This window comes from Micromonospora sp. NBS 11-29, assembly GCF_002140155.1.
Lineage (GTDB): Bacteria > Actinomycetota > Actinomycetes > Mycobacteriales > Micromonosporaceae > Micromonospora.
In genome coordinates this window covers 89,611-112,860 of sequence record NZ_NAPR01000020.1, presented here as the reverse complement: position 1 = coordinate 112,860, position 23,250 = coordinate 89,611, and the positions used below count along the sequence as shown (strand labels likewise).

The window sequence follows — 23,250 nt, the reverse complement described above, 5'->3', positions numbered from 1 at the left end:
GTCAGCCCTTGTCGTCGGCCGGCGTGGTCTGGGTGAGCAACAGGAGCACGTCGTACGCGACCGGCGGTCTCGGCTCGCCCGGGCAGTCCTGGATGGTGACGGTCAGCCCCGGCGGGACGAGCAGCGTCGAGGTCAGCACGCCGATACAGCCCTGCTTGTACTGCCGGGCCTGATCGGTTTCGCCGGCCAGCGCCGGATCCGCCAGCATCCGCTGGAGCCGCCGCGCCTGTTCCGGGTTCAGCGAGCCGGTCGCGTCGACGCCGTCGCCGGCGCAGTCGCGGCACTGCCACCGACCGGTCGGGTCCACGTCGAGCGTGCGGACCGGGCTGTCCGCGCCGAGCTTCTGCACCAGGGTGACTCGTTTCCCGGCCGGTGTCGGTGTGGCCGCGCCCCGCGGACCGGGCGCGGTGCCGGCACCGCTGAGGAGTGAGCAGCCGGTCAGGGCGGTCACCAGCAGCACGCCGACGCCGACGGCGGGGATGCGCGACCAGGTGGGGCGAAGCACGCCGGAAACCTACACTTCCGTAGGTTGCGGGCACTACCCGTCGATCGGCAGGTAGGGGTGCTACCGGGGTGCGGCCGGCAGCCCGCTGCCCCGGTCGGCCGCGAAGCCGCGCACGTCGGGCGCGCCGAGCCGCGCCGCGTCGGCCGCGATGTCGTCCGCCATGAGCTGCGACTCCCGCTCCGCCTCCACCCGCGCCCGGTAGTGGGCGACCTCCCGGGCCCGGGCCGCCGCGTCCCAGCCGAGCACCGCGCCCATCAGCTCCGCGGCGTGCTCCGCCGACTCCAGGCCGCGGTGGCTGGTCTCGATGGAGATCCGGGTACGCCGGGTGAGCACGTCCTCCAGGTGCAGCGCGCCCTCGGCGCGGGCCGCGTACGTCACCTCGGCGGCGAGGTATTCCGGCGCGCCGGCCAGCGGCGACCCGAGCAGCGGGTCGGCGTCGACCAGGGCGAGCACGTCGAGGGTGAGGTTGCCGTAGCGCTCCAGCAGGTGCTCGACCACCCCGACCGCCACCCCGTGCCGGCGGGCCAGGTCGGCCCGGTCCCGCCACAGGGCGGCGTACCCGTCCGCGCCGAGCAGCGGCAGGTCGGCGGTGCGCGACGGGCGGGTCCACCCGAGCCGGTGCACCGCGCGGTCGACCACGTCGGCGGCCATCACCCGGTACGTCGTGTACTTCCCGCCGGCCACCAGAAGCAGGCCGAGCATCGGCTCCACCACCGCGTGCTCCCGGGAGAGCTTCGAGGTGGAATCCGCCTCGCCGGACAGCAGCGGGCGCAGCCCGGCGTAGACGCCCTCGATGTCGGCGGTGGTCAGCGGCCGGTCCAGCACGGTGTTGACCTGCGACAGCAGGTAGTCGATGTCGCTCGCGGTGGCGGCCGGGTGGGACCGGTCGAGCTGCCAGTCGGTGTCGGTGGTGCCGATGATCCAGTGGCCGCCCCACGGGATGACGAAGAGCACGCTGGTCGCGGTGCGCAGGATCAGGCCGGTCTCGCCGACGATCGCCGAGCGCGGCACCACCAGGTGCACGCCCTTCGAGGCCCGCACCCGCAGGCCGGGACGGAGCCCGACGTCGTTGAGCATCCGCGACATGTCGTCGCTCCACACGCCGGTGGCGGCGATCACGGTGCGGGCGCGTACCTCGAACTCGGCGTCCGGTGAGCCGGCGGGNCGACCGCCCGGGCGCTGTTCACCACCGTCGCGCCGAGGCTGGCCGCGCTGCGGGCCAGCGTCACCACCAGGCGGGCGTCGTCGACCTGGCCGTCGTAGTAGCGGATCGCGCCGGCCAGCGTGTCCGGCCGCAGGCTGGGGAAGACCCGGCGGGCGCCCTCGCGGGTCAGGTGCCGGTGCAGCGGCATCCCGCGCCCACCGCCGAGCAGCCCGGCGAACACGTCGTACGCGGCCACGCCGAGGCCGTAGTAGGAGCGGCGGAAGAACCGCCGGGGCAGGTCACGCATCCCGCCCTCGGCCGGCAGCGGCACCAGGATCGGCACCGGGCGGACCAGGTGCGGGGCGAGCCGGGTGGCGAGCAGGCCGCGTTCGGTCAGCGCCTCGTGGACCAGGTGGAACTCCAACTGCTCCAGGTAGCGCAGGCCCCCGTGGATCAGCTTGCTGGACCGGCTGGACGTGCCGGCGGCGTAGTCCCGCCCCTCCACCAGGGCGACCTTGAGGCCACGGGACGCGGCGTCGAGCGCGGCGCCCGCCCCGGTCACCCCACCCCCGATGATCAGCACGTCGAACCGTTCGGCGCGGAGCCGACGCAGGTCGTCGGCGCGGCGCTCGGCGGAGAGCTGGCCGGCCACGGATCGGGACACGTTGGGGTCGCGCACCCGTCCACGGTAGCCGCCCCACCACCACGACGACACGCCCCGGACGTACCGTGATGACCATGCTGACCGGCCCGCCCGCTCCGCCCGTCCCACCGCCGATGCCGCGCGACGCCGGGCCGTGGCCGGTCGTCGCGGCGGTGGCGACCGGGGTCTGGGCCGTGCTGGTCACCGTGCCCGGCCAGGTCACCGGCTGGCTGGTGGACCAGGTGGTGCTGGTCACCGGGCCGGACCGGGTGGTGGCGGTCTGGCCGGTGGTCGCGACGCTCACCGTGCTGCTGGTCGGCGGGCCGACGCTGCTGCTGGCGCTGGTGCCCCACTCCCCGGCGCTGCGGGCGACCGGCCGCGCCTGGACGGTCGGGGCGCTGGCGCTCGGCGCGGGGACCCTGCTGCGGGCGCTGCCGCCGGTGCACCACGAGGCGTACCTGGCCGCGCTGGCGGTGGCCGTCGGGCTGATCGCGTTCGTCGCCGACCGGTTGGCCCGCCGCCGCCCGCCCAACCCGGGCACCACGCCGGGCCGGGCCGTGCCCCCGTTCCCGCCCGGCCACGCCGCACCGCCGCCGGGCCACCCCGAGGCCCCGCACCATGCCGTACCCCCGGGGTCGGACGCCCTGGCGGCGGCGGCCGGGAGTGACGGTCCGACGGTGGGGCGCGAGGGTCGGCGGCCCGGCGCGGTGTCGCTGCTGGCGATCGCCGCCGGGTTGGCGTCGCTGCTGCCCTGGGTCTGGGTGGGCGCGCTGGGCGGGGCGCTGGAGACGCTGCTCGCCGGGCTGGCCGCCGCCGCGCTCGGGGTGCTCGCCGGGGCGCTGCTCGGGCCCGCGTTCTGGGCCGCGTTCGCCGCCGGTCCGACGCCCCGGCCGGTCCGGCTGGTGCTGGTCGGAGGCCTGGTGGCCGGCGTCACGCTGACGCTGCTGGCGGCCGGCGCCGGGCAGTCCGGCGCGCAACTGCCCGGGCTGCTCCTGCTGCCACCGCTCGGGTTCGTGCTGGGCGCGCTGGAGGCCGCTGCCCGGCACGCCGGCCGGCCGGCCGGGCCGGCGGCGGTGCGGTGGCTGGTCGGCCTGGCGCTGGCCGGGCCGCTGGCCTTCACCGACCCGGAGGAGATCACGCTGCTGCTGTCGGCCACCCGCGACGTGCCGTTCTGGGTCGCGGTCGGCACCGGCGCCGCGTTCGCCGTCGCGGTCCTGCTCGCCGTCGGGTACGCCGTGCTGCTCGCCCGGCCCCGCGCCGGCGCGCCCCGGCGCGGCGCGGCCGCGCTGGCCGCCGGGGCGCTGCTGGCCGCCGTGGCGGTGGTGTACGTCGTCCCCGGCCAGCCGGGCCTGTACGGCGAGCGGCTGCTGGTGGTGCTGCGCGAGCAGGCCGACCTGAGCGGCCTGCCGGCCGGTGCGCCGGGTCGGGCCGGCCGGGACGCGCGGGCCGCCGAGGTGTACCGGCGGCTGGTCGCCACCGCCGAGGGCACCCAGGGCGACCTGCGCCGCACGCTGACCCGGATGCGCCTGAACCCGACGCCGTACTACCTGGTCAACGCGATCGAGACGGACGGCGGCCCGGCGGTGCGGGCCTGGCTCTCCGGCCGCCCGGAGGTGGCCCGGGTCCTGGTCGACCAGCGCCTGCGCCCGCTGCCCGCGGCGGCTCCGGAGGCCCGCGGCGATGCCCCCGCGCCGACCGGCCCCACCTGGAACGTGTCGCTGATCGGCGCGGACCGGGTCTGGTCGGAGCTGGGCGTCACCGGCGCCGGCGTGGTGGTGGGCAGCTCGGACTCCGGCGTCGACGGCCGGCATCCGACGCTGGCGGCCGGCTTCCGGGGCGGCGACGACTCCTGGTACGACCCGTGGGAGCACCGCCGCGCGCCCGCCGACCGGGGCGGCCACGGCACGCACACGCTGGGCAGCGCGGTGGGCCGCGACGGGATCGGGGTGGCGCCCGGGGCGAGCTGGGTCGGCTGCGTCAACCTGGACCGCAACCTCGGCAGTCCGGCGCGCTACCTCGACTGCCTCCAGTTCATGCTGGCCCCGTTCCCGCCGGGCGGGAACCCGCTGACCGACGGCCGGCCGCACCGCGCGCCGGACGTGCTGACCAACTCGTGGGGCTGCCCGCCGCTGGAGGGGTGCGACCCGGGGGCGTTGCGCCCGGCGACCGCCGCGCTGGCCGCGGCCGGCATCCTGGTGGTGGCCGCCGCCGGCAACACCGGCCCGGCCTGCGGTTCCATCGCCGACCCGCCGGCACCGTACCCGGACGTGTTCACGGTCGGCGCGGTCGACCGGGCCCGCCGGCTCACCGAGTTCTCCAGCCGGGGCCCGACCGGGACGGCCGCGAAGCCGGACCTGGTGGCCCCCGGCGCGGCGNCACCCCCCAGGTGGCCGGCGTGGTGGCGCTGATGTGGTCGGCCAATCCCGCGCTGGTCGGGGACCTGGAGCGGACCCGGCGGATCCTCACCGAGACCGCCTCCCCGGCCACTGTTCCGGCCGGCGCGTCCTGCGGCGGCACCCGGGACACGGTCGGCGCCGGCCTGGTCGACGCGTACGCGGCGGTGCGGGCGGCCCGCAACGGTTAACAAACCTGCCGGAATGGCCTAGGGTCGGCGGCCATGGACGTCGAGATCGTGGAGCTGGGCCGCGACCGCCTGCCGGAGGTCGTCGCGCTCTGCCGGCGGTCGCTGGACCTGCCGGAGGACGCGGCCGAGGCGCCGGCCGTGGTGGCCTCGGTGGCCGACCGGGCCGAGGCCGACCGGCCGGTGCTGCGGCTCGGCGCGGTGCGCGACGACACCCTGCTCGGGGTGCTGGTCGGGTCGCGGTCGGCGACCGATCCCCGGCTCGGCCACGTCGACCTGCTCGCGGTGGCCCCGACGGAGCGCCGCCAGGGCATCGGCGCGGCGCTGCTGGCCGCCGCGGAGACCCGGTTCGCCGCGCTCGGCGCGACCGAGCTGCTGCTCGCCGGCAACCCACCGCACTACGCCTGGCCCGGCGTCGACGTCCGCTACACCCCGGCGGTCTGCGCCGCGCTGCGGCTCGGCTACCGGCAGGACCGGACGGCCTGGAACATGACCGCCGAGCTGACCGAGGGATCGGCGGCGCTGCGGCCCACCGTGGCCGCCGAACAACGGCTGGCCGGGCGGGGCGTGACGGTACGTCGGGCCGAGCCCGCGGACCTGCCGGCGCTGGCCGCGTTCGCCCGGACCACGTTCGGCGGCACCTGGGACGCCGAACTGGCCGGCTCGGTGGGCCGCCCGGACGCCGGCGCGCACCTCGCCGAACGGGACGGCGAGATCCTGGGCTTCGCCGCGTACGGGTCGGCGCGGCCGAGCTGGTTCGGGCCGATGGGCACCGCCCCGGCGGCCGAGGGCTCCGGGATCGGCGGCGTGCTGCTGCGCCGCTGCCTGCGCGACCAGGCCGCGGCCGGGCTCACCTCGGCGCAGATCGGCTGGGTGGGGCCGGTGCCGTTCTACTCCGGCGCGGCCGGCGCCCGGATCGGACGCGTGTTCCTGCTNGCCGCTGACGCGGCCCGCCCCTTCTCGGCGTACTGGTGGAGCTGGACTCAGAAGTCCATGTCCCCGCCACCCGGGCCCGCCGGGGCGGCCGGGGTCTTCTCCGGCTTGTCCGCCACGACGGCCTCGGTGGTGAGGAACAGCGCGGCGATCGAGGCGGCGTTCTGCAGCGCGGAACGGGTCACCTTGGCCGGGTCGATGATGCCCGCGGCCAGCAGGTCGACGTACTCGCCGGTCGCGGCGTTGAGGCCGTGACCCGGGTCGAGGTTGCGCACCCGCTCGACGANNGCGATCTTGACGATCTGCGCGCCGGTCGCCTCGTCGCCGGCCAGGTCCAGCTTGTCGAAGGCGGTCTTGCCGGCCTGCACCAGCGCGACGCCACCACCCGGGNCTTGCGCTCCTTCAGCTCGACCTCGGTGGCCGCGCCGACCTTGATCACCGCAACACCGCCGGCCAGCTTGGCCAGACGCTCCTGCAGCTTCTCCCGGTCGTAGTCGGAGTCGCTCTTGTCGATCTCGGCACGGATCTGGTTGACCCGGCCCTGGATCTGGTCGGCGTCACCGGCGCCGTCGACGATGGTGGTCTCGTCCTTGGTCACCACGACCTTGCGGGCGCGGCCCAGCATGTCGAGGCCGGTCGCGTCCAGCTTCAGGCCGACCTCCTCGCTGATGACCTGGCCACCGGTGAGGATGGCGATGTCGGTCAGCATGGCCTTGCGGCGGTCACCGAAGCCCGGCGCCTTGACGGCGACCGACTTGAAGGTGCCCCGGACCTTGTTGACCACCAGGGTGGCCAGGGCCTCGCCCTCCAGGTCCTCGGCGATGATCAGCAGCGGCTTNTGCTGTTGACGATCAGGATGTACGGGTCGTCGAAGACGGCCTCCATACGCTCCGGGTCGGTCATGAAGTAGGCGGAGATGTACCCCTTGTCGAAGCGCATGCCCTCGGTGAGCTCAAGCTCCAGGCCGAAGGTGTTGCTCTCCTCGACGGTGATGACGCCTTCCTTGCCCACCTTGTCCATCGCCTCGGCGATGATCTCGCCGACGCTGGTGTCGGCGGCGGAGATGGAGGCGGTGGAGGCGATCTGCTCCTTGGTCTCCACGTCCTTGGCGAGCTTGAGCAGCTCCTCCGAGACGTTGGCGACGGCGGCCTCGATGCCCCGCTTCAGGGCCATCGGGTTGGCGCCGGCGGCCACGTTGCGCAGGCCCTCACGGACCAGGGCCTGGGCCAGGACGGTCGCCGTCGTCGTGCCGTCACCGGCGACGTCGTCGGTCTTCTTCGCGACCTCCTTGACCAGCTCGGCGCCGATCTTCTCGTACGGGTCCTCGAGCTCGATCTCCTTGGCGATGCTCACACCATCGTTGGTGATGGTGGGGGCACCCCACTTCTTCTCGAGCACGACGTTGCGGCCCTTGGGGCCGAGGGTCACCTTCACGGCGTCGGCGAGCTGGTTCATGCCCCGCTCGAGGCCGCGGCGCGCCTCTTCGTCGAACGCGATCATCTTGGCCATACGGCGTTGTCCTCCTGGACACTCACGGGCCACCCGGATGCCCGGATGGGCCGTCTGGTGTACGCACCTTGGGGACGTCGCCACCTGGCGACGACGACGTCTCCTCGGTCGGGCCGGACAGCCCGCGACGACCGGCCCCGTGCCACACCGACACCCCTGGGGCATCGGCGCGGCCGTGGCCCTACCGCCCCGACCTTCTGGCACTCACCGTACGCGAGTGCCAATGACTTGTTTAGCACTCTCCCTAGCCGAGTGCAAGCACGACGGCCCCGCTCAGCCGAGTTCCGCCGCCAGCCGGGCCGCGTTCACCGGCCCTTCCTGCGCCCGCTGCTCGGCGTACGCGACGACCAGTCCGACGAGTTGCGCCAGGTAGGCCGGGGCGGCCAACGCCGCGCCCAGCACCGCCAGCACCACCGCCCCGACCGTGGTGCCGGGCGTCGCCGTCGGGTCGGTGCCGAACACCACCCCGCTGATCCCACTGATCACCAGATCCAGCACGGTCGCCGCGAGAAGCGCACACCCCACCAGCGCCACCCGGCCCAGCACCATGCCGAAGCGCTGGTGGAACATCCGCCAGGCCCGGCCGATCGGCTCCTGCCGCTCGAACAGGTAGACCGGGCCGAACAGCGCCACCGCGAACCCGACGTAGACGCCGGGCAGCAGGCAGAGGCAGGCGCCCACCGTGATCAGCAGCGAGGCGACGACGGTCCAGCCCCAGAGGCCGAGCGCGCGGCGCAGCCCGTACCGGAGGGCGGGGCCGAGACCGGCCGGCGCGCCCGCCGCCTGCCGGGCGACCACCCACGTTCCGGCGGCCCAGCCGGTGCACTGCACCGGGCCGAAGAGCAGCGCGGCCAGCAGGACCACGCCGTAGAAGGCGAAGATGTGCTCCAGGTAGCCGTCGGGCAGCACCGGTGCGCCGTCCGGGCCGGTCACCGGCTCGGCGGTGGGGACGAGGAAGAGCGACAGCACGGAGATCACCGCGGCCGGCACCCCCTGGGTGAGCAGCATGATCGGCACGAGCTGCCGCCAGCTCCGCCGTACCGCTGCGGCACACCGCGCGAACCAGCCACCGACACCGGCGTACGGCGGGGTGACCAGCGGATCGTTCGGGTCGAGGCCCGGGAACCAGCCGTAGGGGCCGCCGGGCGACGGCGGCGCGGGGTACGCCGCGCCGGGCATCGGGTGACCGGGGTACGCCACGCCCGGCGCGTTGGCGGCCGGCCAGGTCCAGCCCGCCTGCGGGGCCGGCCAACCGGGGTGCGACGGCGAGCCCGCACCCGACGGGCCGGACAGGTCGGTGCCGTAGCCCGGCTGGGCGGGGTGGGCGGGCGGCCCGGATGGCTCCGGCTGCCCCGGCACCGGTCCGGGGGCCGTGGACGCGGGCCGGGTCGACTCGTCCGGGGTCCCGGACTCCGGCTCGGTGGGGCCCGGTGGGGGCAGGTCGGACATGGGCCCTCCTCAGCGGCAATGGCTGGAACGGCTCATGATCTTCCACGGTGCGGGGCGGCACCGCAGCCCTCCGGTCGGGTGGTTCGGCCACCGGCGGCGGCCGGGCCGGGATCAGGCGATGACGCGAACCCGCTCGGCCTGCGGGCCCTTCTGGCCCTGGGCGATCTCGAACTCGACCCGCTGGCCGTCGTCGAGCGCCTTGTAGCCGTCCATCTCGATGGCGGAGAAGTGGACGAAGACGTCCTGCCCGCCGTCGACCGCGATGAAGCCGTAGCCCTTTTCGGAGTTGAACCACTTCACGGTGCCTTGTGCCACGGTGCACTTCCTCACTCTGCGCGGCGTTCCAACACCCGGAGACCGGCGGACCGGCACCGGTGGCACACCGGTTTTCGGCGATCGGCGACGGCCGCTGAATCGGTGACCGAAATCGCACGCTACACGAGGAGTGACGACGGCGCACGACCGCAAATCGGGCATAATCCGGGCCACCGGTGGCACCTGCGCGCACGCTTTCGAAGCGATCCGGTAAGCATTGCGGCATGACCAGCGCGCACGCCCCGACCACCGTCCGCCGGCTCCGCCCGGAGGACACCGCCCGGATGCGGGCGCTCCGATTGGAGATGCTGGCGGACAGCCCGCTCGCCTTCCTGGAGACCGTGGCCGAGGCCGCCGCGCGACCGCACGCCGACTTCGCCGCGCGGGTCGCCGCGGTCTCCCGGGGCGACCACACCGCGCAGTTCGTCGCCGACCCGGGCGGCCGGCTGGTCGGCCACGCCGGGGGCACGGTCGCCCCCGACGAGCCGACGCTGACGCTGGTCTACGCGGTCTACGTGACCCCGGCCCGGCGCGGCAGCGGGCTGCTCGCCGCGCTGGTGGACGCGGTGGCGGCCTGGTCGCGGGCCTGCGGGCGACCGGAGTTGATGATGGAGGTGGTGGTCGGCAACGACCGTGCCTACCGGGCCTACCAGAAGCTGGGCTTCACCGACACCGGGGTACGCGTCCCGCACCCCCGCATCCCCGCCCTGCGCGAACTCCAGATGCGCCGCCCCGCCTGACGGCGGGGTTAAGAAGGGGCCCCTCCTCTACCGAATGCGTTAAGAAGGGGCCCCTCCTTTCACGCGGGGCGGCGGGACTGGACGATGCGGAAGCGGTTCGCCACGTAGGCGCCGTCGGTCAGGGCGGAGTTGGCCGCCGGGTTCGCGCCCGAGCCGTGGAAGTCGGAGAACGCCGCCGACTGGTTGACGAACACGCCACCGGTCAGGTTGCAGGACAGGTGCACCCCGGCGTCCACCGCCGCCGCCTCGGCCGCGTCCAGCACCGCCTCGTCGGTCGAGTAGACGGCCGCGGTCAGCGCACCCTTCTCCCCCACCGTCTCGCGCAGGATGCGCAGGCTGTGCTCGGTCGAGTCGGTCGCGATGGCGAACGAGATCGGCCCGAACCACTCCCGCCCGTAGGTCGCGGTGTCGGCGGCGTCCAGCTTCACCACGGTCGGCGTACGCACCACCGCGCCCGGGAACGACGGGTGCTCGACGGTGCGCGACTCCAACACCGGCTCGCCGACCTTGGTGACCTCGTCAAGGCGTTCCAGCACCCCGTCGTTCACGATCGCGCCGGTCAGCTCCACGCCCCGGGCCGGGTCGGCGGTCAGCTTGGCGACCGCACCGGCGATCCCGGCGGCCACCTCGTCGAAGCTCTTGTGCCCCTGGTCGGTGTCGATGCCGTCGCGCGGGATCAGCAGGTTCTGCGAGGTGGTGCACATCTGGCCGCTGTAGAGCGTGAGCGTGAAGCCCAGGTTGCGGCAGAGCCCGGCGAAGTCGTCGGTGGAGTCGATCACCACCGTGTTCAGGCCGGCCTTCTCGGTGTAGACGGCGGCCTGCCGGGCGTTCGCCTCCAGCCAGTCGCCGTACTCGGTGGAACCGGTGAAGTCGACGATCTTGACGGCCGGGTGCAGGGCCAGCGTCGAGGCGAGCTTCTCGTCGGCCGCCTCGGGGGCGAGCTGCACGAGGTTCGGGTCGAAGCCGGCCTCGGCGAGCACCTGGCGGGCGTACTTCACGGTGATCGCCAGCGGCAGCACCGCGCGCGGATGCGGCTTCACCACCACCGGGTTGCCGGTGACGAGCGAGGCGAACAACCCGGGGTACGAGTTCCAGGTCGGGAACGTGTTGCAGCCGACGACAAGCGCCACCCCGCGCGGCACCACATGGAACGTCTTGGTCATCCGCAGCGGGTCGCCCTTGCCGGCGGCCTTCTCCCAGCCGGCCGTCCCCGGGTGGCGGGTCATCTCCGCGTACGCGTAGGCGACCGCCTCCAGCGCCCGGTCCAGCGCGTGTGCGCCACCGGCCTGGAACGCCATCACGAACGCCTGGCCGCTGGTGAACTGCACCGCGTTGGCCAGCTCGAACACGTTCTTGTGGAGGCGGTCGAGGATCTCCAGGCAGACCCCGGCGCGGGCCTTCGGGCCGGCGTCGCGCCAGGCCGGCAGCGCGGCGGTCGCGGCAGCCACGAGCTGATCGGCGCCGGCGTGCGGGTAGCGCACGTCCAGCGCCACGCCGAACGGGCTGGCCTCGGTGGCGACCGTGGTGCCGTCACCGGCCTGGTCGAGCGGGAAGTCGCCACCCAGGTACGCCTCGAAGGCGGCCTTGCCGTCGGCGGCGGCGGTCTCGCCGTACACCCGGGGGCTGGGCGACTCGGGGTAGGCCGACCAGTACCCGCGCTCCGTGATGGCGGTCAGCGCCCGGTCGAGGGTCTCGGCGTGCCTGTCGTACAGGGGGTGCGGGGTCTCCGTCATGCCCGCCATCATGCAACAGGAAGGCACCAGATCAGTAGGGGCGTGTCACAACTTCAGAGGGTCAACTGCCAGTCGACCGAGCCGGCGACGGGGCGGAAGCCGAGCTGTTCGTTGATCGCGATCATGTGGGCGTTGGCGGTGGCGTTCCAGGTGTCGACGAGCCGCAGCGCCGGCTCGTGGCCCAGCGCGTACCCCAGGTTGCCGGCCTTGCAGAGCAGGCCGAGCCGGTGGCCGCGGTGGCCGGGATCGACGATGGTGATCTGTTGCCAGGCGTGTTCGGTGCTGCTCGCGTCCAGGGTGAGCTGGGTCCAGCCGACCAGCCGGCCGGACGCCTCATGCACCGCCCCGGTGTTGTAGCGGCGCACCCCACGGCCGTCGAGCGCGCGTTCCACGCCCCGGATCCGCTCCACGTCCATCTTCTCCGGCTCCCACTCCAACTCCCCCATCGGCGCGTCGAGCAGCAGCCGGCTCTCCAGGCGGGCGGCGTCCGCCGCGTACTCCCCGGGGACGTGGTCGCGCCAGTGCGCCGCACGGTAGCCGGGAGCTCCCACCTGGGCGTCGGCCAGCAGCGCGACCGGCCGGGACCGGTCGAGCGCGGCCACGTCGAGCCGGCGGCGGACGTCGGCGAGGGCCGGCTTCGCGCCGGTGGCGGCGGCGAACGCCGCGCCGGGGAACGCCCCGCCCTCCTCGCCGGGCAGCGGCGCGGCGGCGGAGCCCACCAGCCGCTTGCCGCCGTGCTCCCGGAGCAGACGTACGCCGTGCGCGTGCAACGCGCGGCCGACCCCCCGACGCCGGTACGCCGGATCCACCACCAGCTCGACGCTGGCGTTCTCGGTGTTGTCGATCGTGTGCAGGTAGAGCCGGAGCCAGCCGGCGGGCACCCCGTCGAGCCGGGCGACCACCCAGCGCGTGTCGATGCCGGGCATCGGGTGCCCGAGCGGGCCCTCGAACCGCCGCCGGCAGATCGGCGGCAGGTCCGGCTCGTCGACGGCCTGCGCCGCGCTCGCGATCCGGTGCACCGCGTCCAGCATCGGCGTGTCGGCGGAGTCCAGCGGGGTGACGGTCAGGCTCATGAGGGCGAGCCTGGGCCGGAAACGGCGACAGGGCCAGCGATTTTCCGCTGGCCCTGTCCGAGGTTGGTCGGGAGGGACGTCCGCACAACGCCTCCGGCGTTGGGTCGCAAAACTTAGAAAAGTCTCCGGCGGATGCCCTCCCGCACCGAGCATCTTGCGCCGTCCGATTCCTGCCGTCAAGTCCTCGCCGCCACTTTCCCAACACCCCCCGTACATTTCCCGTCACCCGCTGGTGGTCCCCGATCCCCCGCCCGGGCGTGCCGCGTCACGCGAGCCGCCCGTGCCCCGCCGCCGCGGTGACGCCCGCCGCGGTGCGCGACTTCGGGTGCGTCTGTTGTCGCTGGGGCGACGACAGACGCACCCAAAGGTCTGTCAGGAGAGGAGGCCGGCGTCTCGGGCGGCGCGGAGGCTGGGCTTGATGCGGTGGGTGGGGCCGGACTCGGCGGCGACCGCGTCCAGCGTCTTCAAGCCCTCGCCGGTGTTGAAGACCACCGTCTCGGCGGTCGGATCGAGCTTCCCCGACTCGACCAGCTTGCGCAGCACCGCCACCGTCACGCCGCCCGCGGTCTCGGCGAACACGCCGGTGGTCCGGGCCAGCAGCCGGATGCCGGCGCGGATCTCGTCGTCGTCGGCGTACTCCATCCAGCCGCCGGTGCGGCGCACCGCCTCCAGCGCGTAGAGGCCGGCGGCCGGGTCGCCGATGTTCAGCGACTTGGCGATGCCGGTCGGCTTGACCGGGACGATGGTGTCGCTGCCGTCGTGTAGTGCGGTGGCGATCGGGTTGCAGCCGGCGGACTGCGCGCCGAACACCTTCCACCCGTCGGCCGGCGCCTCGACCAGCCCGATCTCCACCAGCTCGGCGAACGCCTTGTCGATCTTGGTGAGCAGCTCGCCGCTGGCCATCGGGATGACCACCTGCGCCGGAATCCGCCAGCCGAGCTGCTCGGCCACCTCGTAGCCCAGCGTCTTCGACCCCTCGGCGTAGTACGGCCGGACGTTCACGTTGACGAACGCGGTGTCCTCGAACTCGTCGGTCTCCACCAGCTCGCCGCAGAGCCGGTTCACGTCGTCGTACGAGCCGTCGATGGCGACCAGGTCGCCGCCGTAGACCGCGGTGGTGACGACCTTGCCCTGCTCCAGATCGCTGGGGATGAAGACCACCGACGGTACGCCGGCGCGGGCCGCGTGCGCGGCGACCGAGTTGGCCAGGTTGCCGGTGGAGGCGCAGGCGTAGCGGGTGAAGCCGAGCGCCCGGGCGGCGGTCAGCGCCACCGAGACCACCCGATCCTTGAACGANCGGCGGCGAGGTGCGGGGCCGCCACCAGCGGGGTCAGCCCCGGGTCGAGGGTGACCCGGGTGGCCGGGTCCTGGCCGGCCGGAAGCAGGGCGGCGTAGCGCCAGATGCTGTTCGGGCCGGCCTCGATCTGCTCGCGGGTGACGGTGGCCAGAGCGGCGGTGTCGTAGTCGACCTCCAGCGGGCCGAAACACTCGTAGCAGGCGTGCTGCGCGGCCAGCGGGTAACGCGCGGAACAGGCACGGCAGACCAGGGCGCGGGCCGGGCTGTGCGTGGTGTCGATGCCGGAGACGGCGGGAAGCGTCGACGTCATGTCGAGGAAATTCCTCTCATCTTTCCCCGCATCGCCGGGTGCGGCGGGGACGGAATTGGCACCTGCCCGCAGGTCGCTCGTCATCGAGCGTGCGGGTGGTTGCCGGGGCGTCGTCGGGCCGTATCCCTCAGCCCCTCTGGATGAGGTATGCAGTTGTGCGGTCGAGTCTATGCCCTGCTCACCGCCGCGCCACCCCGGGATCCCACGCTGTGGGCCAACCCGCACAACGCTCGGGTGACATGATCGCCGGATGCGGAACGCGGCGGCCCCGGCCGTACTCCTCGCGGCTCTGACGCTGACGACCGCCTGCGCGCCCATGCCGGATCCGGCCACGTCACCCGAGCATGCTCCCGCCGCGTCACCCACCCCGGCCTGCACCCCCGAGGGCATCCGGATCACCGGCCTGGGGGTGAGCGCCGCGATGGGGCTGCGGGCCATGGGCCTGGACCTGGTCAACTGCGGCAACCAACCGTACGAGCTGCGCGGCTATCCGGCGGTCGCCCTGCGCGACGCCGACGGGCAGCCGATCGTGGTGCGGATCATCCCCGGCGCCAAGCCGATCACCTCCGGCTTCGACGACCCGCCCACCCGGCTCGTGCTGCGCCCCGGCGAACACGCCGGCGCCGCCCTGATCTGGCGCAACCTGTTCACCGACCCCACCGCGACGCCGACCGAGGGCACCCGACTCGATGCCGCCCCGGTGGCCGGCCGACCCGCGTACCCGGTGGAGCTGGACGGGCCGATCGACCTGGGCAACACCGGCCGGCTGGGGGTCAGCGCCTGGAAACGCCGCGATCCCGATCCGACCACGGAACCGGCCACGCCGAGCGGCCCGCCCTCCTCGGTCGTGGTCCCCGACAACCCGCTCTGAACGGCGATGTCGGGTTGCCTGCTCGACGCGCCCCACCGGAACGGCACTATCGCGATGACGGAGGGCCTGACGTCGGCCGTCGTACATCGGCAGTTTGTCCGGCCCGGGCCATGAGTGACCCGCATTGGATCATCCACCTGCCCACCACCCTGACCGGCGTCGACGAGGCCGCGGCGCTACGCCGCTCACTCGGTCATGTGCTCGCCATCGATTTCGGGGAGACGACGCTGTCCGAGGAGGATCGCCAGTCCGCGCATCGCGGCCCCTGCCGCGCCGGATCTTGGTACGGGGCCGCCCTCTGCGGGGCGCTCCCGTACCAAGATCTCAGCGGGCGAGGGGCGAGGGGGCCGTCAGGCGGGGACGGAGGCGCGCTCGGCGGCGAGGTCCTCCTCGGCGGGGGCACGGCGGCGGGAGAGCAGGGCGTCGAGCGCCCAGGTGCCGGGGCCGAGCACCGCGACCAGCAGGAACGACCAGCAGAAGAGCGCCGCCAGCTCGCCGCCGTTGCCGATCGGCAGCAGGTCCTTCGGCTGGTGCACCACGAAGTACGCGTACGCCATCGAGCCGGAGGCGAGGAGCGCGGCGGGTCGGGTGAGCAGTCCGACGAGCACCAGCACGCCGCAGACGAGCTGGATCAACGCGGCCCACCAGCCGGGCCAGGTGCCGACCGGGACGGACCCGCCGGTGGCCGGGTTGCCGCCGAATATGCCGAAGATCGACGCCAGGCCGTGGCAAACGAAGAGCGCGCCGGTGACGATGCGGAACAGGGAGAGCACGGGGCCGTTCAACTGTGCGGGAACCATGGGAAACCTCCTGGGCGAGAGTGGGACGCCGTCCAGGATGGCGCTCGACAGGATAGAAGGTAATCAATTCTTTGCTAGCGGGACAATCTCATGGGAACGCTCCCATGATATGGGCGCAAGAGGTTAAGAGGGGCCCCTTCCTCTACCGAATGCGTTAAGCGGGGCCCCCTCCTTACGCCTCAGCTGGTGATGTCCTTGCGGGTGAAGCGCCAGAAAGCCAGGCCCCAGAAGAGCGTGGCGTAGACGATCGCCGAGATCGCGCCCCGCACCACGTCGTCGGTCTGCACCGGCGTGGACAGCAACCCCAGCCACGCGCTGCTGTAGTGGGTCGGCAGCAGGTCGCGCAGCCCGCCCAGCGCGGTGATCTGGTCCAGGATGCTGGACAGGATCCACAGCAGCACCGCCCCGCCGACCGCGCCCAGCGCGGCGTCCGTGGTCACCGAGAGCAGGAACGCCAGGCCGGCCACCACCAGCAGCACCACCGCCAGGTAGCCGAGCACCCCGAGCAGCCGCAGCAACCCGTCGGCCGGGGCCAGCTCGGCGGAGACCTGACTGCTCAGCGGCTCCCAGCCGTAGCGCAGCGTGCCGGCGAGCAGCGCGGTGCCCGCGAGCAGCAGCAGCGCCAACCCGGAGTACGCGAGCGCGACCAGCAGCTTCACCGCCAACAGCCGGGCCCGGGGCACCGGCACCGCCAGCAGGTAGCGCAGGCTGCCCCAGCTCGCCTCGCTGGCCACCGTGTCGCCGCAGAACAGCGCCACCACCACGACCAGCAGGAACGACGCCGAGACCAGGATCGAGAACAGGGTGAAGTTGAGCCCGCCCGAGGTGGCCAGGTCGGCCAGGCTGGCGAACTCGCCCCGCCCGCCGCCGTCGTCGCCGCCGGACTCGAACTGGAACGCCACCAGGATGATCAGCGGCAGCAGCACCATGAACCCCAGCCCGAGCTGGGTACGCCGCCGCGACGCCTGCCGCCGGAACTCCGCCCCGAACGGCAGGGTGGCCGATGGCCGGTAGCCGACCGCCGCCCCACCCGACGTCGACGCCGTCGAAGAATCCGCCATCACCGGTCCCCGCTTCCCCGAGAGTTGTCGCCGACCAGGGCGAGGAACGCGTCCTCCAGGCGACGCCGGGGCACCACCCGGTCCACCCCGATGCCGGCCCGGACCAGTTCGGCCACCACCTCGCTGCGGGCGGTGCCGTTGGTGTCGACCACCAGGCCGCCGTCGCCGTCGGGCAGCACCCGGACGCCGTCGAGCCGGTCGAGCACGGTACGCGCCGCGTCCGGATCGCTGACGTCGAACAACACGCTGGGCGACTCGCCGACGATCTCCTCGACCGGGCCGGACGCCACGATCCGCCCCTTGTTCACCACCACCGCGTGCGTACAGGTCTGCTCCACCTCGGCGAGCAGGTGGCTGGAGACCAGCACCGCGCGGCCGTCGGTGGCGTAGCGCTGGAGCACCCGGCGCATCTCGGCGATCTGCGGCGGGTCGAGCCCGTCCGTCGGCTCGTCGAGCACCAGCAGTTCGGGCAGGCCGAGCATGGCCTGGGCGATGGCGAGCCGCTGCCGCATCCCGTGGCTGTACTTCTTCGTCCGCCGGTGCACCGAGGCACCCAGGCCGGCGATCTCCAACGCCTCGTCGAAGTGCGCGTCCGCCCACGGTCGCCCGGTGGCCCGCCAGTACGCCTTGAGGTTGTCCAGCCCGGACAGGTGCGGCAGGAAACCCGGCCCCTCGACCAGCGCGCCGATCCGGGAGAGCACCGGGGAGCCGGGCACCAGCCGGTGGCCGAAGACGTAGATCTCCCCGGCCGTCGGCTGGGTCAGCCCCATCAGCACCCGTAGGGTGGTGGTCTTGCCGGCGCCGTTCGGCCCGAGCAGGCCGACCACCTGGCCGGGGTGCACCTCGAAGTCGACGTCGGAGACCGCGACGAAGCCGTCCGCGTACGCCTTGCGCAGGTTGCGCACGGCGAGCGGGACGCCCGCGTACTCCGGGTGGATCGAGCGGTCCTGGCGACGGTGCCGGCGGCGGGTGAGCAGGACGACCACGACGAGCCCGACCACGATCGCGGCGAGCAGACCGACGAGCACCCAGCGCCACACCGTGGCCGAGGTGGGGATCGGCTCGGCGTCGACGGTGGGCAGCGCCAGCGGGCCGTCGGCGAGCGCCACGGTGTGCACCGCCGGGTCGGCCGGCGTGGCGTACGCCTGGTCCGAGGTCGCCACCACGAGCCGCAGCCGGTGCCCGGCCTCGACCCGCCGGACGATCGCCGGCAGCGTGACGGTCACCGGCGCCGCGGCGTCGAGCGTGGCCGGCAGTCCGGTCAGGCGCACCGGCGCGACCAGGCCGGACGGCAGCGTCGACGCGCCCTGCGGGTCGACGTCGTAGAGCTTGACGAAGAGCACCGCCTCGCCGGTGGCGGAGGCGGCCCGGATGCGTACGGTCGGCGCACCCACCACGTCCACCGGGTCGTCCAGCGGCGCGGACTCGAAGCGGGCGTGCTGGCCGGGGATGTCGCCGGCCACGCCGTCCAGCAGCGAGCCGAGCGCGCCGGCGAACGGCACCGCGGAGATCGCCGCCGGGTTGCCGTTCGGCGGAACGGCGACCGGCTGCGCCGGCCCGGTCAACGCCACCTCGCGGCGGTCCTGGCCGGTCACGCCCGGGTAGTCGTCGGTGCGGTAGCCGGTGGCGACCAGCCCCCGGTCGAGCGCGTCGAAGCCGGCGATCCGGGAGAACGTGAACGTGTCGCCTGGCGCCGCGCCCTCGCCCTCCAGGTAGTGGTCGAGCCACTGCGCGGTCAGGAACTTCACCCGGTCGGAGTCGGACGTCGGCCCGGCCCCGCCGTCGTGGCCGCCGGTGAACCAGGCGACCCGGACCGGCGTGCCGGCGGCGGCGATGCCGCGGGCGTTGGCGTCCGCCTCGGTGAGCGGGAAGAGCGTGTCCGCCTCGCCCTGCACCAGCAGGGTGGGCGCCGTGATCCGGTCCAGCACGCCGGCCGGCGAGGAGCGGCGGAGCAGTTCGACCGCCGCCGCGTCGGCCCGGCCGGTGGTGGCGATGCGCAGGTACGCGGCGCAGACGTCGGCGGCGAACCGACCGCAGGACGGGTCGGCGGCACCGCCCGGCGCCCGGCCGGACCCGCTGCCCGGCCCGGCGCCCGGCCGCGGGCTCGCGGGACCGGCCGACGCGGGCGCGCCCTCCGGCACGGCGGCGGTCGCACCGGACAGTCCGGCCGGGCCGGAGCCGGCGTTGCCGCCGCCGCCGAAGAAGATGCCGGCCCAGCCCTTCTTGAACACACCCTCGGTGGGCGGCTTGCCGGTGCTCTCCGGCAGGAACGCGCGGGACAGGTCGTTCCAGGTGATCATCGGCACGATCGCGTCGACCCGCTGGTCCTGCGCCGCGAGCAGCAGGGCCAGGCCGCCGCCGTACGAGCCGCCGACCACGCCGACCCGCGGATCGCCGGCGGAGTCGAGGCGCACCTCCGGGCGGGCGGCGAGCCGGTCCAGCAGGCGCTGCGCGTCCCGCACCTCGTAGTCTGGGCTGTCCAGGTGGATCTGGCCGCCGCTGCGGCCGAAGCCCCGCGCGGTCCAGGTGAGTACCGCGTAACCCCGGGCCACCAGGTCCTCCGCGTCGGAGCGCACCGACTCCTTGGTGCCGCCGAACCCGTGCGCCAGCAGCACCGCCGGCACCCGGTTGGCCTCGGAGGCGTCGCCGGGCAGGTAGAGCGTGGTGTCCAGGTCGACCGGCTCGTTCCCGGCCGGGCCGGAGCGGACGGTCACCACCGCCGACTCGGTCCGGAAGTCCGGGTGCTGCGGTCGGACCGCCCAGACCAGGGCGGCGGCGACCAGGACGACCACCGCCACGGCGGCGACGATCCGGCGCGGACGGCCGGCCAGGGCGCGCCGGGCCCGCGCGACGGGTGATCTCATGCGGCACACGCTACGGCCCGTCGGCTGAGCGTTCCCTGAGATCCGCCGTACGTCCGTCCGGTTGCGCCGTTCGGTGCGGGCCGTCCGTCATCCGTGGCAGGTCCAGAGCGTCCCAGCGGGACGTGTTCGGATCCCGTGCATTCACATCTACAGGCGCAAATCATCGTCGAAGTCACGTCTCGACGATCCGATCGGACGCTGCGTGTTCAACGTCGCGACGATGCGTCATTCCGGCCGAACAGACGCGAAGCCGACTCGACGACCGATGCTCCTGCGCCGTCCGGTTCGACTACTTTTCCGGTCCGGTGCACGGGACTGCGTACGGCGACCTTCCGGCACCGACAGCCCCGCCGTCGCCGGAGGAGACAGACCATGACAGTCCCCGCGCCGCGGGTCCGTCGGCGGCCCTCCGTACCGGGGCGTGTCGTCGCCCNCCGGTGACCGACGCCCTGGTGGAGGCGCAGTCCACCGCGGTCAACGGGGCGCCGGTCTCCCGAACGGCGCTCAACGCCGCCATCGAGCAGGTGGCGGAGGTGGACAGCGCCGTCGGCGAGGAACTGCGCAGCCACGAGCGCTGGGCCGGGCTGCGGGCGAAGCTGGAGGGGCTGCCGGACCGCGGGCTCGGCGACCCCGAGGCCGCCTACCGGGCGTACGGCGAGGCCAACGACCTGCTGCTGGCCCTCTACCGGAAGGTACGGGAAAGTTCCGGCCTGATCCGCGATCCCCGCTCCGACTCGTTCTTCCTCCAGGACGGCATCGGTGGCGACCTGCCCACCGCGATGGTGCTGGCCGGCCGGCTCGCCGACCTGGTCCGGCTGGCCCCCGCCCGGCCCGCCGCCCAGCGCGTGCAGACCGGCGTCGAGCTGGCCGAGCTGCGGGTGTCCGCGTTCGGTCCCGCCAACGACCTGGTGGCCGACCTGCGGGCGGCGGTGGACAGCTCGGAGAGCACCGACCTGGGCGCCAACGTGCTCACTCCGCTGGACACCTACCAGCGTTCCCTGGAGGCGTTCACCGCGTTCTCCGCCCCGGGCGCCGCGCGGGCCACGCCGAGCACCGACCAGCTCAGCCGTGCCGGGCTCGCCGCGCAGGCCGCCGCCAAGCAGCTCCGCACGGTCATCCTCGACCAGCTCGACACGCTGCTCCGGGAGCGGCTGGACGCACTGGACCGGGACCGGCTGCTGGCCCGGGTCGCGGCCGGGGTGGCGGTGGCGCTGCTCATCGGCTTGACCGTGGCGCTGCACCGGAGCCGGGCCACCGAGGCGCACCGCCCGCCGGCCGGCCCCGGACAGCCCGCGACGGCGCACGCGGACCCGTCGGTGGTCCCCCGGGGCGTCGACCGCCGACCGGTCCCGGTGGGCCGGGGCGTCGACACCGAGGGGTGGGGACCGTTCGATGCTGCTCGGTAGGTTGCGGATCCGGGGCAAGCTCGCCCTGCTGGTGATCATTCCGCTGCTCAGCATGGTGGGACTGGCCGTGCCGGTGGTGCTCGACCGGGTGGCCGCCGCCGAGCGGGCCGCCGACACCGCCGAGACCGTCCGCGTCGCCAGCCGGATCGGCAGCCTGGTCCAGAATCTCCAACAGGAACGCCTGCTCTCGGTCGGGCTGCTGCTCGGGCGGGTGACCCGCACGGAGCTGATCCAGAAGTCCGCCACCGCCGACGACCAGGTCGCCGACCTGCGCGCCGAGCCGCTGCCGGCGCCGGTCGGCAAGGCCCTCGACGGGGTACGCCGACTGGCCGACGTCCGGACCGCGGTGCTCGCCGGCCGGGCCACCCCGGAGCAGATCCTCACCAGCTTCGCCGCCGTCGACACCGACCTGATCGACGCGCTGCGGCTGCCGTTCCAGGTGGACACCGACACCGCGGCCGGGCGGCAGGTGCTGGCGCTCGACGCGCTGCTGCGCACCGACGAGTCGCTCAGCTCGTGTGCCACCCTGATCGTGCTGGTCAAGGCGACCGGCGACCCGCGCGTGTCCGGCTCGTTCATCGCCTGCATGGCGGCGCTCGACGTGGACAACAACCGGTTCCGCAAGCTGATCACGCCGGAGCAGCTCAAGGTGGCCCTGCTGGACGACGCGGCGGTGGCCGCGCGGACCAGCCCGACCTTCCTCGTCGACAGCGTCCAGAACCCGGTCAAGGCGATCGCCCCCCTGACCCTGGACACGCTCTTCCCCTCGGTCCGCTCGATGATCACGTTGGGCCAGTTCGTGGAGAAGAAGGTCGTCGCGGACGTCATCGCGGAGACCCGTACCGAGGAGCGGGACGCGCTGACCACGGCCTGGCTGGTCGCCGTGGCCGCCGCCGTGGTCCTGCTCCTGGTGGTGGTGCTGAGCATGACGGTGGCCCGTACGGTGTCCCGGCCGCTGAGTCGGCTCACCCGCTCCGCCGAGCGCGTCGCCCGGGTCGCCGAGGCGGAGCTGACCCGGGTGGCCGACGACGAGACCGAATCGGTGCCGCCGGTACGTCTCGACCCGGTGGACGTCGGCGCCCGCGACGAGATCGGCGACCTGGCGCGTGCGTTCGAGCGGGTGCAGCACACCGCCGCCCGGCTGGTGGAGCGGCAGGTCGTCGGCCGACGCAACGTGGCCCAGATGTTCGGCCACGTCGGCCGGCGTACGCAGAACCTGGTCGGCCGTCAGATCGCCCTCATCGACCGGTTGGAACGGCAGGAGGCCGACCCGGGCCGGCTGGAGCACCTCTACCGGCTGGACCACATCTCCAGCCGGCTGCGCCGTAACGCCGGCAGCCTGGTGGTGCTCTCCGGCGCCACCGGCTCGGACGGCCACGTCGCGCCGGTCCCGCTGGCCGACGTGGTCCGGCTCGCGCTCGGCGAGATCGAGGACTACACCCGGGTCGACGTGCAGGTGCCGCCCGGCCTCTCGGCGGCGCCCGCCATCGTCGGTGACCTGGTGCTGGCGCTGGCCGAGCTGATGGAGAACGCGACCTCCTTCTCGCCGCCGCACACCCGGGTGGTGGTGGCCGGCGAGCTGACCGACGACGGCGCCCGGCTGACCGTGGTGGACCACGGCATCGGCCTCACCGCGGAACGGCTCACCGAGGAGAACGCCCGGCTCACCCGGCGGGAGCGGCTCGACCTCGCGCCGACCGAGGTGCTCGGGCTCTTCGTGGTGGGGCGGCTGGCCCGCCGGCACGGCTGGACCGTCCGGCTGGCCGCGACCGGCGGCGGCGGGGTAACCGCCGCCGTGGAGATCCCGGCCGCCTCCCTGGTGATCCGCCGGGCGGAGCCGGCCGACGCCGGCGTGGCGCGGGCGACCGTGCCGCCCGTCGAGCGGGCTCCGGAACCCGTACCCGCCGCACCGTCCACCTCACGGCCGGCCGAGGCCCTGCCGGCCGGCTTCGACGCGGAGCTGCTGAGCCGGGCCACCCGCAGCCTCGCCCTCGGCGAGTCGTGGAACGCGTTCGG

At 74.2% G+C, this 23,250-nt stretch carries 12 protein-coding genes, 5 pseudogenes and 1 riboswitch; of the genes and pseudogenes, 6 read left to right on the top strand and 11 right to left on the bottom strand.

What is annotated here, in order from left to right; genetic code table 11:
- Nucleotide 1: 1 nt before the first annotated feature.
- Both B1205_RS22860 and B1205_RS22855 read right to left on the bottom strand, forming a co-directional pair.
- Complete coding sequence (locus B1205_RS22860; RefSeq protein ID WP_089157470.1) at nt 2–505, bottom strand: hypothetical protein; 504 nt, start codon at nt 503–505, stop codon at nt 2–4.
- 60 nt (nt 506–565) lie between these two features.
- Nucleotides 566–2,313, bottom strand: a pseudogene (locus B1205_RS22855) (glycerol-3-phosphate dehydrogenase/oxidase).
- Nucleotides 2,314–2,381: 68 nt separating this feature from the next.
- Between B1205_RS22855 and B1205_RS22850 the strand changes: the two are divergent.
- Both B1205_RS22850 and B1205_RS22845 read left to right on the top strand, forming a co-directional pair.
- Nucleotides 2,382–4,876 (top strand): annotated as a pseudogene (locus tag B1205_RS22850) (S8 family serine peptidase).
- Between the two features lie 33 nt (nt 4,877–4,909).
- Nucleotides 4,910–5,803 (top strand): annotated as a pseudogene (locus B1205_RS22845) (GNAT family N-acetyltransferase); the annotation flags it as partial.
- A 53-nt stretch (nt 5,804–5,856) separates the two neighbouring features.
- Here B1205_RS22845 and groL read toward each other — a convergent pair.
- From groL to B1205_RS22830, 3 genes and pseudogenes are all read right to left on the bottom strand, one after another.
- A pseudogene (gene groL / locus B1205_RS22840) lies at nt 5,857–7,315 on the bottom strand (chaperonin GroEL).
- A gap of 273 nt (nt 7,316–7,588) precedes the next feature.
- Nucleotides 7,589–8,764 carry a hypothetical protein gene (locus B1205_RS22835; protein ID WP_089157469.1) on the bottom strand — a complete coding sequence of 392 codons (1,176 nt, stop codon included), beginning with the start codon at nt 8,762–8,764 and terminating at the stop codon, nt 7,589–7,591.
- 111 nt (nt 8,765–8,875) lie between these two features.
- Nucleotides 8,876–9,079, bottom strand: a complete 204-nt coding sequence (locus B1205_RS22830) for a cold-shock protein (protein WP_067305333.1) — start codon at nt 9,077–9,079, stop codon at nt 8,876–8,878.
- Between the two features lie 224 nt (nt 9,080–9,303).
- Between B1205_RS22830 and B1205_RS22825 the strand changes: the two genes are divergently transcribed.
- Nucleotides 9,304–9,819, top strand: a complete 516-nt coding sequence (locus tag B1205_RS22825) for a GNAT family N-acetyltransferase (RefSeq protein ID WP_089157468.1) — start codon at nt 9,304–9,306, stop codon at nt 9,817–9,819.
- Between the two features lie 59 nt (nt 9,820–9,878).
- On the opposite strand, the gene paaN is transcribed toward B1205_RS22825, so the two are convergent.
- From paaN to thrC, 3 genes and pseudogenes are all read right to left on the bottom strand, one after another.
- Complete coding sequence (gene paaN, locus B1205_RS22820) at nt 9,879–11,552, bottom strand: phenylacetic acid degradation protein PaaN (protein WP_176308750.1); 1,674 nt, start codon at nt 11,550–11,552, stop codon at nt 9,879–9,881.
- Between the two features lie 53 nt (nt 11,553–11,605).
- On the bottom strand, nt 11,606–12,625 hold the full coding sequence (locus B1205_RS22815; RefSeq protein WP_089157466.1) for a GNAT family N-acetyltransferase: 1,020 nt from the start codon (nt 12,623–12,625) through the stop codon (nt 11,606–11,608).
- Nucleotides 12,626–12,997: 372 nt separating this feature from the next.
- Nucleotides 12,998–14,232: pseudogene (gene thrC, locus B1205_RS22810) on the bottom strand (threonine synthase).
- Between the two features lie 13 nt (nt 14,233–14,245).
- A riboswitch (SAM riboswitch) is annotated at nt 14,246–14,379 on the bottom strand.
- Between the two features lie 103 nt (nt 14,380–14,482).
- Between thrC and B1205_RS22805 the strand changes: the two are divergent.
- Nucleotides 14,483–15,103, top strand: a complete 621-nt coding sequence (locus B1205_RS22805) for a DUF4232 domain-containing protein (protein WP_089157465.1) — start codon at nt 14,483–14,485, stop codon at nt 15,101–15,103.
- Nucleotides 15,104–15,453: 350 nt separating this feature from the next.
- Here the strand turns inward: B1205_RS22805 and B1205_RS22800 are convergent, their stop codons facing one another.
- The 3 genes from B1205_RS22800 to B1205_RS22790 form a co-directional block, all read right to left on the bottom strand.
- Nucleotides 15,454–15,903 (bottom strand): DoxX family protein, encoded by a 450-nt coding sequence (locus tag B1205_RS22800; protein ID WP_089157464.1) that lies wholly within the window; start codon nt 15,901–15,903, stop codon nt 15,454–15,456.
- A gap of 179 nt (nt 15,904–16,082) precedes the next feature.
- Nucleotides 16,083–16,964 (bottom strand): ABC transporter permease subunit, encoded by an 882-nt coding sequence (locus tag B1205_RS22795; RefSeq protein WP_089157463.1) that lies wholly within the window; start codon nt 16,962–16,964, stop codon nt 16,083–16,085.
- Nucleotides 16,964–19,828, bottom strand: coding sequence for an alpha/beta fold hydrolase (locus tag B1205_RS22790; RefSeq protein WP_089157462.1), 2,865 nt, complete (start codon nt 19,826–19,828; stop codon nt 16,964–16,966). The genes B1205_RS22795 and B1205_RS22790 overlap by 1 nt, the downstream gene beginning before the upstream one ends.
- A 437-nt stretch (nt 19,829–20,265) precedes the next feature.
- Here B1205_RS22790 and B1205_RS22785 point away from each other — a divergent pair, with 437 nt between their 5' ends.
- The gene (locus B1205_RS22785) at nt 20,266–21,234 is read left to right on the top strand and encodes a hypothetical protein (RefSeq protein ID WP_254910141.1); all 969 of its coding nucleotides are present in this window, start codon (nt 20,266–20,268) and stop codon (nt 21,232–21,234) included.
- Nucleotides 21,221–23,250 (top strand): sensor histidine kinase (locus tag B1205_RS32200; protein WP_303395034.1); only part of this gene is annotated, 2,030 nt, incomplete at its 3' end. The genes B1205_RS22785 and B1205_RS32200, both read left to right, overlap by 14 nt.

What these genes read in the sequence shown, in the direction of transcription:
- B1205_RS22835 (WP_089157469.1), bottom strand. Translation starts at nt 8,764, where the DNA reads ATGTCCGACCTGCCCCCACCGGGCCCCACCGAGCCGGAGTCCGGGACC.
- B1205_RS22825 (WP_089157468.1), top strand. Translation starts at nt 9,304, where the DNA reads ATGACCAGCGCGCACGCCCCGACCACCGTCCGCCGGCTCCGCCCGGAG.
- paaN (WP_176308750.1), bottom strand. Translation starts at nt 11,552, where the DNA reads ATGACGGAGACCCCGCACCCCCTGTACGACAGGCACGCCGAGACCCTC.
- B1205_RS22815 (WP_089157466.1), bottom strand. Translation starts at nt 12,625, where the DNA reads ATGAGCCTGACCGTCACCCCGCTGGACTCCGCCGACACGCCGATGCTG.
- B1205_RS22805 (WP_089157465.1), top strand. Translation starts at nt 14,483, where the DNA reads ATGCGGAACGCGGCGGCCCCGGCCGTACTCCTCGCGGCTCTGACGCTG.
- B1205_RS22800 (WP_089157464.1), bottom strand. Translation starts at nt 15,903, where the DNA reads ATGGTTCCCGCACAGTTGAACGGCCCCGTGCTCTCCCTGTTCCGCATC.
- B1205_RS22795 (WP_089157463.1), bottom strand. Translation starts at nt 16,964, where the DNA reads ATGGCGGATTCTTCGACGGCGTCGACGTCGGGTGGGGCGGCGGTCGGC.
- B1205_RS22790 (WP_089157462.1), bottom strand. Translation starts at nt 19,828, where the DNA reads ATGAGATCACCCGTCGCGCGGGCCCGGCGCGCCCTGGCCGGCCGTCCG.